Genomic DNA, 12,854 nt, shown 5'->3' on the forward strand with positions numbered 1-12,854 from the left:
CGACTTTTCGGACACCCTCTTTAGTTGTCATTATAATATGAACTATTTGAAAAGTCGCTTATGCCAACTGCTGTGGAAAGGTACGGCCCAAGCATTTTCCATTTGATGCTCCTGTGTAATCGTATTATCAAATACTAAAGTATCGTCATTGATGATACCATCAGCCAATAACTTTTCAAATCCATCACGGTTAACCACAGCGATCCCATTCTCCGACTTGTATGCGAACTGCATACGGTCAAATAATTGAATATTATATTTAGATTCAATGCCTTTTAAAAAGCGTACCGAACTGTCAATCGAGCAACCAGAAGCAGCGGCGATTTCCTCGTCCACTTTAAGGATAACAAAAAGCCCATCACGCAATTCCGCAGAAGCCGAAAGCGGCTTTCCATGTACTTTCCACTGTTCGGCAAAAGCCATCAATTCGGCCGAAATCTGCGCGCTTTCCTCTTGAGACAATATGCGATCAGCCTGATAAATCCAAATACGTTTCATAAATAAACTCCCTTCCTTGCTTAAATTAACCAATATAATAAGGAGAAATCATCCAATAAACAATTACTCCTGTAACAGCGACATATAACCACATCGGATAAGTAATTCGAGCTAATTTCTTATGTCGTTCATAAGATCCCGATATACCGCGTACAAATGTAAATAGTACAAAAGGAATAATGATAATAGAAAGCAGGATATGTGTGATCAGGATGAAAAAATAGATCGGTCTCCAAATGCCCTCACCACCATACTTTGTTTCAATCGAAGTCATGTGATAGGCAACATACATCGCCAAAAATGCTAAAGAGCAAGCGATACAACATTTGATCAGACGTTCATGCAAGGACTTATTCCCCCTTTTTATTGCAGCTACAGCCAAAAAAAGCAATACAGCAGTAATGCCATTTATCGTAGCATAGATCGGAGGTAAAAATGTAAGCGGCTTCACATTATAACCCAATTTCTGCAAATTCACTGTAAAAAGGATAGCGACTACTATTGGAATCACAATAGATAGTAGCCAAATCCACTTACTATACTTTTTCTCTGTGTTGAGACTCTCTCCCATGATATAATTACCTTTTTTGTTCTATAGTAGCTGGATGGTTCCGGATTTCCTCGACCAATAATAATTTAATTTCATCCTCAAGACGATCAACGTCAGTCTTCACATTGATATCGTATATTCCTCTTATCCTTCCTTTGGTATCGAGCAACAGATAATTTGATCCGATAATAAATGGCTTGCTACCATCAGGGTTGACAAGCGCATCCTGTAAAAGACTTTCTTTCGCAAATTTAAAGATATCCACCGAAGGCTTCGTCACAAAAAACCAAGATTTGGTCCAGGGCTTGTAAACTTTTGCATATTTAGCCAATACCTCTGGTGTATCATAAGTAGTATCAACGGTAATCGAATACAACTTAACCTTCTTATTCTGAATAAATCGATTAGCAATTTGATCAAGTCGCTTAATCATCGTTCGAGATAACGAAGCATCCCTAGAATACATCAGATGCACCACAGAAAGCGTCGTATCATTATCCAATAGATGCACCTCTTTACCATCGTAATTAACAAAATCAACCGAGGGTACGGTATGATAAATTGTGTCAACGATGTCCCGCCCCCATTTCCGATGGGTAGTGCCAGGCACTTCCTTCTTTCCAAAAATTGGCAAAGAAGCATAGCTGTTCGAACCGCTTTTATTCAGTATAAAATATAAAAATCCTGGCAGTAAAAGAATTACGGCCAGGATCAATATAGTTTTAATACCTTTCTTTTGTCCAGTATTATTATCCATTCACTTTATCTATTTATTGGGAAATAATTGATGTTCTTGAAAAACAGAAGCCAAATGCCCCCCTTCGACAAGCATCAAAACAATAAAATAAATAATAAAAATAAAGACAATTCCAACGGTAACGATAAAGCTCGATTTTTCGAATTTCAAGTGCATAAAGAATGCAACGATATAATAAGCTTTAACCAAAGTAAGTACAATATAAATGGTATTTACCAATGCACCCTTCGCTAAAATTTGCCAATGGTGCACAAAGCCCAATGCAATTAAGAACTCTAGACAAGTAAGCGCTAAAAGCACGCCAAATACTCTCCAAATGGCTTTTTTATCCATCCCACCTTCGTGAGCATGCTCTCCATGAGCGATATTATCTTGATATTGTGACATAGCTATCTAAAATTATTTATTGCGTAATTAGATTAAGTAGAAGAATGTAAAAACAAATACCCATACTAAATCCACAAAGTGCCAATATAAACCTACTTTTTCGATCATTAGGTAAGAACCACGGTTTTCAAATGTATTATTTAATGTCATACATAAAACGATGATATTTAAAATAATACCTACTGTAACGTGAAATCCGTGAAAACCAGTAATTGTAAAGAACAAGTTAGCAAATTGTAACGCGGAAGTATAGGAAATGTCGTGTGTGAAATAAGGTAATAATGCTGTTTTGATAGCGTCACCTTCCAATCCAGTTGCTGGATTTTTACCAAACCAAAAACCCATGTGGTGTAAGTGGGTCCACTCAATAGCCTGACAACCAACGAAACAGATACCGCCCAAAATAGTCCACAACATCCATTTGACTACTTCATTCTTTTGGTTACGGTGGCCTGCTTCTACAGCCAATACCATCGTTACCGAAGACATAATCAAAATAAATGTCATCAAACCGACGAATACCAATGGCTGACCATGCTCCGCAATTCCAGGGATAGATTGGAAGATCTTATCTGGATCAGGCCAGGTTGGATGAGAAAAGCGTTGTGCGCCATAATAAACCAAAAATGCAGAAAATGTGAAGGCATCCCCTACCAAGAAAAACCACATCATGATTTTTCCATACTCTAAGTTCCAAGGTGATTTTCCACCATTCCATGGACCAGTTTTTACCTTATCCAATTGCGATACTGTTGTACTCATTGTTTACTATTATTGATTCAAAAGTAAGAAAACATATATATAAATCCATAAAAGATCGAGAAAATGCCAAAAAATACTGGCAAGATCCATGCGGAAAAGATTGCCGTCTTTAGGAAGTTTGTTAATTCCTATAATCGCGCCAATCAAAACGATCAAACCCGCAATAATATGCGCCAAGTGCATCCATATAAAAACATATACAAACGATTGTGATGCATTGTTATTCACAAAATAAACACCCCTATCGATCAATACATTCCAAGCATGAACTTGCAAGGCAAAAAATACGACTCCCAAAATAAAAGTTGCTATCAAAAACAACCGCTGTTTGGAAGGCTCACCATTTTTAGCCGATCTATGCGCTAAAAACATGGTCAGACTGCTAACCACAATCACCAGTGTACTATACAAAAGTGCGTTGGGCAATAAGGTCTTAATTCCTTTGTCAACACCACTCGCCGTATATACTATAAAACCACTGGATAACGCGGCAAACATCATAAACATACCCAACATGCCCAACCATAGGTTGAACTTCTGGGCTTTTCTCTGTACTAACTTCTCGTCAGTTTGTGTTTGTATATCTAACATTATTTCAATGGAATAAAGTTAAGCAATAATACGAGTTGCGTAACAGGCAGATAGATAAATGAGGTAAACATCACTTTCTTTGCTGAGGGAATATCACAATTCTTAAACAGCAAATAACCATAATAACCAAACATCAATCCACCAATCACGGAAACAACCGTAAACCAAATCCCACCAAAGCCAAAATAATAAGGTATAAAACCTGCAGGTATCATAAACAACCCTGTTAAAAACACCATAAAGGCCGATATCTTATCACGTTTTGTCGTCGGTAATAAGCGAAAGCCCGCCAGTTTATAGTCATCATCCACCACCCAGGCAATTGCCCAAAAATGCGGAAACTGCCATAAAAACTGAATAGCAAACAATACAAAAGGTATAATAATAATGGCCTCTTCGTTATGTCCACTATAGTAGGCTAAATCATCTTGCGAAAAGGCTGCATAATATCCTATTAACGGAGGAAATGCACCCGGAAACGCACCGACAAACACTGCTATTGGCGATTTTCTTTTTAAAGGTGTATAGATAAACGCATAGAGCAGAATACAGAATACCGATAGCAAACCCGCTACGAAATTCAATCGAACAAGTACCAAGGTTCCTAATATGCCCATAAAGACACTCAATACCAAAGCCTGTCCAGTTGTCATTCGGCCAGAAGGCAAGGGTCTGTCTTCCGTACGCTTCATCAGTTTATCCAAATCTTTTTCAATGATCTCGTTAAAACCATTGGCAGACCCTGTTACCAGAAAACCACCCAAAGTCAACAATAACCAGTTGATCCAGACGATATCACCCTGTTGTTTTGATCCGATCAAAAAAGCAATTGAGGCAGAAAATACCACCGTCAATGTAAGTCGCAACTTAACAAGCTTTTTGAAATCTGAAATAAATTCTTTCATAACTAAAAGAGACCTCCTACTATCAGTGTAATTAAACACGTCCTTTTAAACATAAACATCTCGAGTGCGGTATTAGTGCCGTTGCTTATTTAACAATAACAACAAGTAAAACTGCGCTCCAAATAAGAGCGTAGCCACTACCAAATGTGTTGTCTGTGCAAAGGCAGGTATTGCAAATCGAGCTAAAATAATTCCTGATAGCATTTGGATACCCACTAGAATTAGTGCAATCAAAGCAAATTTATACTGCTTAGACCCCGAATTAAAACTTGTGCGGACCAAAAAGAATAATACGATTACTAAAATCAAAGAACAATATGCCAACCAGCGATGTAATTCAAACTGTTGGCCGATAGTCGTTATAAAATCAGTTCGGGCTATTGTAGAACCGGTTAACAAATCAACCTCTTCCCGGACACCCGTTCCGACAATCACTTGTGTTAGCATCAGTAAAATAGAAGCTATAGCAAGCCCTTTTAATATACCCAAAGAACGATTGACCAGTAGGCTTTTGTTTCGTAAAGTAACCGCTTTGAAATAAGTATAAATACTAATGCAAACAATTACAATCGCCAAAAGCATATGCACTGTAATAATCCATGGCATCAGATTAGTCGATACTACAATCGATCCTAACCACGCCTGAAGGACTACAACAAAAAGATTGATCACTGACCATACAACGATCGAACTTCTTAATTTTAAATAGGTGAAAGAATAAATCGCTGTCAATAACAAACAAAATCCAGAAACAACACCAACCAACCGATTAATATATTCCGTCCAGGTCTTTGCGACATTAAACTCTTCATGCTGCAAAATACTCTTGTCGGTACGGAGTTTGTAAGCCATTTCCTTATCCCCGAAAAATTCTACAATCTTCGCGAAACGTTCGTTCTTCTTTGCTCTTCCTTCAATATAATGCTGTTCATATCCTTGAGGTAATTGAGAAATATCTGTGGGAGGAATAATACGGTTAAAACATTTTGGCCAATCTGGGCATCCCATACCTGACCCTGTACTCCGAACCACTCCTCCAGCAACAATGACCAAAAACAACACAATGATCGTTATAAAATTGGTCTTTATAAATCGCTTCTCAGCTGCTGGAAACATAATACTACCCCTACCTCTTAAAAAAATACAAACTTCTATAAAATAGAGTAGGATTGCGCCTACTCTATTGATAAGATTCTATTAGTCTTTTCTACCATTTTGAGCATTCCATTCTGATTGGATGCGCTCAGCTTCCTCATCTCCTTCAAAATCATGAGGTAAGTTAGAACTCATCGTTTCAGAGAAAGGAACATCTTGAGGAATAAAATCCTCACCATGACCCGGCTTACTATAATCATAAGGCCAACGGTGCACAGTTGGAATTTCACCTGGCCAGTTACCATGAATATGCTCTACCGGAGTAGTCCATTCCAATGTATTCGACTGCCAAGGGTTTTGAGGCGCTTTCTTACCGAAGAAAATCGATGTGAAGAAATTCCATAAGAATGCTACCTGACCTAAGGCAGCGATAATCGCAGCCCAAGTAACCAATTTGTTTACAGAAACCCACTTAGCCATGAAAGCAAATTCTGTAAATGCATAGTATCGGCGGGGAACACCATCAATACCCATAAAGTGCATTGGGAAAAATACCAGATAAGCACCTATGAAAGTCAACCAGAAGTGTAAATAACCTAATTTGGCGTTCATCATACGGCCAAACATCTTAGGATACCAATGGTAAACACCACAAAGCATACCGAAAATTGATGCCGATCCCATCACCAAGTGAAAGTGAGCAACAACAAAATACGTATCATGCAAGTTGATATCTAAAGCCGCATTACCCAAGAATAACCCTGTCAAACCACCAGAGATAAAGAATGATACCAAACCGATAGCAAACATCATTGCAGGAGTGAAACGGATATTACCTTTCCACAAGGTTGCAAGGTAGTTAAATGCTTTTACAGCAGAAGGAACTGCGATAATCAGTGTTGTAATCATAAATACACCACCCAAGAACGGATTCATACCCGTTACAAACATATGGTGACCCCATACGATAAACGATAATACAGTAATACCGATTAACGAATAAACCATCGCATGGTAACCAAAGATTGGTTTACGAGAGTTTGTAGCAATAACCTCAGATGTTAGACCCAAAGCTGGCATAACAACGATATATACCTCAGGGTGACCTAAGAACCAGAACAAGTGTTGGAACAAAATTGGTGAACCACCTTCATTCGGCAAAATCTGTCCTTGAACAACAAGATCAGATAAATAGAATGACGTACCAGCTGCACGGTCAAAAATCAAAAGAACAACCGCTGAAACCAATACCGGGAATGACAACATACCTACGATTGCAGTCAAGAAGAATGCCCAAATTGTTAAAGGCATTTTCCATAAGTCCATACCTTTTGTACGCATGTTCAAAATTGTACTTACATAGTTAATACCACCGATCAACTGTGAAGCAACAAATAGAACCATACTCACTAACCACAAGGTCATACCAGTTGCAGATCCTGCGATAGCGGTAGGAACAGCCGATAATGGCGGGTAGATTGTCCAACCAGCAGAAGCAGGTCCACTCTCTACGAAGAACGATGCCACCATAATCACCGATGCTACAAAGAACAACCAGTAGGACAACATGTTCATAAAAGGAGATGCCATATCGCGTGCTCCGATTTGATATGGAATCAATAAATTACTAAAAGTACCTGACAGACCAGCCGTCAACACGAAGAATACCATTACGGTACCGTGAATGGTTACCAAGGAAAGGAAAAACTCCGGTTTGATACGTCCACCTTCAGCCCACTTACCTAAGAATACTTCTAATATAGGGAACTCTTTATCCGGCCATGCTAATTGGATACGGAATAATACTGATAAAAGCATCGCAAAAACTGCCATGATGATACCAGTGATCAAGAATTGCTTGGCAATCATCTTGTGGTCACCCGAAAAGATATACTTTCTGATGAACGACTCCTCGTGATGATGGCCGTGCGAATCGTGATGTTCAGCGCTATGCGATATTACTGTACTTGACATATTCGATTTTATATTCAAAAATTCTTAATTAGTTCAAAGATGCTGTAACTTGTACACTATCCTTTTTCACGTTAGCTGTTTTACCACTGAACTCTTTTTGCAAATCCTCAGTAAAATATTTATTTTGTTTAGCTAACCATTCTTTATATTTCTCCTCTGTTACGACAACAACTTTCTTCTGCATATTGTAGTGACCAGATCCACAGATCTTATTACACAACATTACAAAATCATAGTTATAATCACCCAAACGATCGCGCATCTCTTCTGTCGTTACAGTAGGTGTGAATTGGAAATAGTTGGTCATCCCTGGTACCGCATTAATCTGAACACGGAAATCCGGAATGTAGAAAGAGTGAATAATATCTTTTGAAATGATATGGAAACGTACAGGTTTATTGACAGGCAACCAAATTTCAGATCCTTGAATATCATCCCAAGAATTTTTATCATTAAAGTCAATACCGTATGGATTAGTTGGCGTCGTCATTTTATAATTACGCTTACCAATAACGCCATCTGAACCAGCATAACGAACATTCCATTGAAACTGCTCACCAAGAACTTCAACCTGTAATGCTGATTTCTGAAGATCTTCAGGAATATTTGTAATCGATCTCCACGTAAAGAAACCGAACAATACCAGTACTGTCAATACGACAGCAGGAACAATTGTCCACAATTTCTCGATTGCATTGTTATGTGGGTAATAATAAGCTTGACGTTTTGCCCGCATACGGTACAAAAATGTAAACGTTAGCAACAGAATGTGTGTGATAACCAATACAAATGTTGTGATCGCTGTCGTAATGATAAACATGGTATCAATACGCTCGCCATGCTCCGTCACTGCTGAGCGCCAATAAGCTGCTCCCCAATGTACATAGGACCAATACACACCATAAAGAAATACGACCAAGAAAATGAATAACAATGACGATTGAAATGTGTTATTCGCAAACGGATTGTATTTACCGTTCATTTTTCTTGTCAATTCATAGATCGAAAGTACTTTGCCAATAACGGCAACGACTGTACACACAACTAAGAATAACAACACATAATATGTGAAGTTTTTATAAACCTGAGGGTCTATCTGCTTCACTTCTTCAACAGCAGGAGCAGCCGCGCTAGCTTCAGTAGAAGAACTAGCAGATGCAACAGCAGCAGTACCTGCTGCCGCTGTTGTATCTTTTGCAACCGAATCCGTCGCTGCAGGGGCCGCTACCGCTGTAGTTGCCACTTTTGCAGAATCAGATGCTACTGTATCTTGTTGACTCGCCAGGATAGGATTTGCAAAAAGCAACCCTAGAGCAAGCACAAAACCCGAGATGGATTTGAATCTATTATTTAATTTAAAGCTCATTTCTTTTATAACGTTTTTTACGTAACCTTCCTTTAAAAGTGAAACTATATTTGGTGATGCAAACTCTCATCCAACAACGGATGATTTTTAGGCACCAATGCCTGTTTGCTTAATTTGCTAAACACTAAGAAAGTGAACAAACCTAAGAAACCAAGCGCAGTTCCGATTTCAATGACACCAAATCCTCTGTGCTCCGCTACGGTACCTGGCATAATCATGATGTAATAGTCAAGCCAGTGACCAGCCAACAATAGAATACCAACGAACAACATAACGTTTTGTTTACGTTTTGCATCGCGGTCTACCAATAATAACAAAGGTGCCACAAAGTTAATGATAATACTTAACCAAAACCAAGGTTTGTATTCCGGTTCCCAACGTTTGTAGAAATAAACTGTTTCCTCTGGGATGTTTGAATACCAAATCAGCATGAATTGTGCAAACCAAACGTAAGTCCAGAAGATCGAGAAACCGAACATCAATTTACCCAAATCGTGTAAATGATTTTCGTTTACCCAGTTCATATAACCCGCTTTCTTCAACACAACAACAATGATGGTAATACATGAAATACCACTTACCCACATTGCTGCAAAGTTATACCAACCGAACATCGTCGAAAACCAGTGAGCTTCCAAAGACATCACGGTATCGAAAGACCAGATAGGAGTGGTAAAACCGAAAATAACCAAGAAGATTGCTGACAATTTGAATGACTTTTTATAAGAAGTCAATCCGCCTTCCAAATCCTCTTTATAAGAAAGTTTCGCAAAAATAACTGCAAAAATGCTATATGTACCCATAAATACCACTTGACGGATCAAGAAGAATGGAACATTTAAATAAGCAGATTTCCCTGCGATGATAGGGTCATAATTTGTACTATGCGGATCAGTGATACCGTCTGCATTCCAGTGATGGTATAAATTATGTGTAGTTAAACCTAAACCTACAATAACTAATAAAATCAATGAAGCAATTGGTAAAACACTCGCCATAGCCTGAGGTATACGTACCAAACCTGCAGACCATGCAGATTGGGTCACATATTGCAAGGCAACAAAGAATGTTCCAGCTGCGCATACACATGTAAAGTAATAACCCATCAATAACAAGTTGGCATAAGTACGCTCTACAGTAACGTGATCGCCCGAAAGCAACCCGATAGCTACAGCAGCTATACCTAGTACAACAGCGATAATACTGAACATTTTAGCTTTGCCAGCAAACTCGTATCGCTCGTTGAAATTATAATCGTGATGATGACTGTGAGTTCCCATTTATATATCTGATGTTAGATTATTTCTTTTGTAATTCGTGAACATACATAACAACTTTCCATCTCTCCTCTGGAGATAATTGAGACGCATGTGATCCCATGGAGTTGTGTCCGTAATAAATTGTATGGTAAATTTTACCATCAGTCAAGTCAGCCATCAAACCACCTCGTGAAGAGTTCGCCGCATCTGTTCTATGATAAGATGGTGGCGGAGGAAAGTTCTCTAATTGACGGGTACCTCTTGAATCTGTCACGCTACGGTCTTTGGTGATAGGACCATCACCTTTACCCTCTACACCATGGCATACAGAGCAATACGTTGTGAACAAAGCTTTACCTTTTTCAAGATTTTCGGCATTTACGACTAAAGGACTTTTTACTTCTCTTCCTGCACGCTCATAATCCTCTAATGTATTGGCATACTCAAAACGAGTAAAACCGATAGGATCCGTACCTTTAGGAGGTGTTTGTGCTGTTTTTCCATCAGCAAAATTCGCATTAGGTTGATCCGGATTGAAAGCAAGCGGATCGTACATGTTACGAGAAAACTCTAAACCTGTACTACGAGTTGTTTTGTCACCACAAGAAGAAACAAGTGCTGTCAATGCCACAGCGGCGCATAGCGTTCCAAGTAAATTCTTCTTATTCATAGCTAACATATTTTCTATCATTGTACTTAACTTCAACAGCACCAGCTTCTTTCAATAAGCTATCGATCAAAGCGTGATCTGTATTTTCTTTGGCATCTACTGCAAGGATGAAACGATCATCTGTTGCTCTCAAGTCCATTACACGAGGTGTACGTCCTGGGAATAAGTGGTTACGGAAGAAGAATGTAGCAACCATACCCAAAGCACACAATAAGATGGTAACCTCAAATGTAACCGGAACAAAGTTCGGCATACCAAAAGATGGCTTACCACCGATATTCATCGGCCAATCGTACGCCATTGTATAATACAACAAACTAAAACCTAATGTCGTTCCTAATGCTCCAAAGCAAAATGCTGCGATAGGCAAGCGAGAAGGTTTTACACCCAGCTTTGCCTCGATACCGTGAATAGGCATCGGAGTAAAGCAGTCGTAAATACTTATATTGTTTGCTTGCAATTTGTCGATCCCATGCATCATATCATCGGGATCCGCAAAACTACCTAATATATATTTTGTATTGCTCATTGCTGATTATTTTCTAACTGATAATTCTTTAATCTCTTCTTCTGTCACTGAATCATATTTCTCCAATGATTCTTGGAAGTACTTCACTTGTTCGTCAGGGAATGCACCTTCTTGAGCCAACTTGGTTTTATGTTGTAATGAAGATGATTTCAACAACAATTTCACTTCGGCGATAGCGATACCCGGTAAGAAACGTAAGAACAACAAGAATAATGTAAAGAACAGTCCAATCGAACCTACAAAGATTCCTACGTCTGTCCAAGTTGGGTAGAACATTGCCCAAGATGAAGGCAAGTAATCACGGTGCAATGAAGTCACGATAATTACAAAACGCTCAAACCACATACCGATGTTAACAACAATAGATAAGATCCAAGAGATAGGAATACTTGTACGGATTTTCTTGAACCAGAATAACTGTGGAGAAATTACGTTACACGTCATCATCGACCAGTAAGCCCAAGCGTATGGACCCAACATACGGTTCTCGAAAGCATACATTTCGTATTCTGAACGAGAGTACATTGCGATAAACAACTCAGTCAAGTAAGCCACACCCACGATAGAACCTGTTGTCATGATGATGATATTCATCGATTCAATATGGAACATCGTGATGTAGTTCTCAAAATTCATTACTTTACGTAAGATCAACAATAAGGTCTGTACCATCGCGAAACCTGAGAAGATCGCACCAGCCACGAAATATGGCGGGAAGATCGTCGTGTGCCATCCAGGGATAACCGAAGTTGCAAAGTCCATGGATACGATCGTGTGTACAGAAAGTACCAGTGGCGTTGAAATACCTGCCAAGATCAAGGACACGATTTCAAAGCGTTGCCAAGTCTTAACTGAACCATTCCAACCGAATGATAATACAGAATAGATTTTTTGTTTCAATCCGGTAGCACGGTCACGAATTGTCGCGATATCAGGCAGCAAACCACAGTACCAGAATACCAAGGATACTGTAAAGTATGTCGAGATCGCAAACGCATCCCATACTAAAGGAGAGTTAAAGTTTACCCAAAGTGACCCAAATTGATTTGGAAGTGGGAAAATCCAATAGGCCAACCAAGGACGACCCATGTGAGCAACAACGTATGTCGCCGCACAGATTACCGCAAAGATCGTCATCGCCTCTGCAGAACGGTTGATTGAATTACGCCAGTTCTGGCGGAAGATTAATAATACAGCTGAAATCAACGTACCCGCGTGACCGATACCTACCCACCATACGAAGTCGGTGATATCCCAAGCCCAGCCTACAGTTTTATTCAGACCCCAAGCGCCGATACCTGTCCAAAAGGTATAACTAACGCTAACTACCCATAATAAAGCACCCAATACAGCTACGGTAAAACCAATCCACCATGCTTTATTTGGTTTATTTTCAACCGGTAGTAAGATATCATCCGTAATTTTTGCATACGTAATGTCCTTACCGGTCATTAATGGTTCTCTTAATATTGATTCGTTATGCGATGACATAGTATTTTTATTTCAAATAT

The 12,854-nt window shown here is 39.1% G+C and carries 14 protein-coding genes; all 14 read right to left on the reverse strand.

Annotated features, from left to right (window positions below):
• Positions 1-42 precede the first annotated feature (42 nt).
• Positions 43-498 (reverse strand): ABC transporter ATPase, encoded by a 456-nt coding sequence (locus B2W36_RS04145; RefSeq protein ID WP_293886516.1) that lies wholly within the window; start codon positions 496-498, stop codon positions 43-45.
• Between the two features lie 25 nt (positions 499-523).
• Positions 524-1,069, reverse strand: a complete 546-nt coding sequence (locus B2W36_RS04150; protein WP_293886517.1) for a DUF420 domain-containing protein — start codon at positions 1,067-1,069, stop codon at positions 524-526.
• A gap of 7 nt (positions 1,070-1,076) precedes the next feature.
• Positions 1,077-1,805 (reverse strand): SCO family protein, encoded by a 729-nt coding sequence (locus B2W36_RS04155; RefSeq protein WP_293886518.1) that lies wholly within the window; start codon positions 1,803-1,805, stop codon positions 1,077-1,079.
• Positions 1,806-1,814: 9 nt separating this feature from the next.
• Positions 1,815-2,192, reverse strand: a complete 378-nt coding sequence (locus tag B2W36_RS04160; protein ID WP_209578650.1) for a cytochrome C oxidase subunit IV family protein — start codon at positions 2,190-2,192, stop codon at positions 1,815-1,817.
• A gap of 27 nt (positions 2,193-2,219) precedes the next feature.
• Positions 2,220-2,954: a cytochrome c oxidase subunit 3 gene (locus tag B2W36_RS04165; RefSeq protein ID WP_121125511.1), complete on the reverse strand. Its 735-nt coding sequence runs from the start codon at positions 2,952-2,954 to the stop codon at positions 2,220-2,222.
• A 9-nt stretch (positions 2,955-2,963) separates the two neighbouring features.
• The gene (locus tag B2W36_RS04170; RefSeq protein ID WP_209578651.1) at positions 2,964-3,545 is read right to left on the reverse strand and encodes a cytochrome c oxidase subunit 3; all 582 of its coding nucleotides are present in this window, start codon (positions 3,543-3,545) and stop codon (positions 2,964-2,966) included.
• Positions 3,545-4,450 carry a heme o synthase gene (gene cyoE, locus B2W36_RS04175; RefSeq protein WP_209578652.1) on the reverse strand — a complete coding sequence of 302 codons (906 nt, stop codon included), beginning with the start codon at positions 4,448-4,450 and terminating at the stop codon, positions 3,545-3,547. Before cyoE ends, B2W36_RS04170 begins: the two co-directional genes overlap by 1 nt.
• A 72-nt stretch (positions 4,451-4,522) precedes the next feature.
• Positions 4,523-5,566, reverse strand: coding sequence for a COX15/CtaA family protein (locus B2W36_RS04180; RefSeq protein WP_293886519.1), 1,044 nt, complete (start codon positions 5,564-5,566; stop codon positions 4,523-4,525).
• Between the two features lie 81 nt (positions 5,567-5,647).
• Positions 5,648-7,519: a cytochrome c oxidase subunit I gene (locus B2W36_RS04185; protein WP_209578654.1), complete on the reverse strand. Its 1,872-nt coding sequence runs from the start codon at positions 7,517-7,519 to the stop codon at positions 5,648-5,650.
• A 28-nt stretch (positions 7,520-7,547) separates the two neighbouring features.
• On the reverse strand, positions 7,548-8,885 hold the full coding sequence (locus tag B2W36_RS04190) for a cytochrome c oxidase subunit II (RefSeq protein ID WP_209578655.1): 1,338 nt from the start codon (positions 8,883-8,885) through the stop codon (positions 7,548-7,550).
• Positions 8,886-8,929: 44 nt separating this feature from the next.
• Entirely contained in the window at positions 8,930-10,165 is a 1,236-nt protein-coding gene (locus B2W36_RS04195; RefSeq protein WP_293886520.1) for a quinol:cytochrome C oxidoreductase, read from the reverse strand.
• A gap of 19 nt (positions 10,166-10,184) precedes the next feature.
• Positions 10,185-10,823, reverse strand: coding sequence for a c-type cytochrome (locus tag B2W36_RS04200; RefSeq protein ID WP_370877905.1), 639 nt, complete (start codon positions 10,821-10,823; stop codon positions 10,185-10,187).
• The gene (locus tag B2W36_RS04205; RefSeq protein ID WP_209578658.1) at positions 10,807-11,343 is read right to left on the reverse strand and encodes a DUF3341 domain-containing protein; all 537 of its coding nucleotides are present in this window, start codon (positions 11,341-11,343) and stop codon (positions 10,807-10,809) included. The genes B2W36_RS04200 and B2W36_RS04205 overlap by 17 nt, the downstream gene beginning before the upstream one ends.
• A 6-nt stretch (positions 11,344-11,349) precedes the next feature.
• Entirely contained in the window at positions 11,350-12,834 is a 1,485-nt protein-coding gene (gene nrfD / locus B2W36_RS04210) for an NrfD/PsrC family molybdoenzyme membrane anchor subunit (protein ID WP_209578659.1), read from the reverse strand.
• Positions 12,835-12,854: the final 20 nt, after the last annotated feature.

It is taken from the genome of Sphingobacterium sp. UBA3549 (assembly GCF_002376635.1).
Taxonomy (GTDB): domain Bacteria; phylum Bacteroidota; class Bacteroidia; order Sphingobacteriales; family Sphingobacteriaceae; genus Sphingobacterium.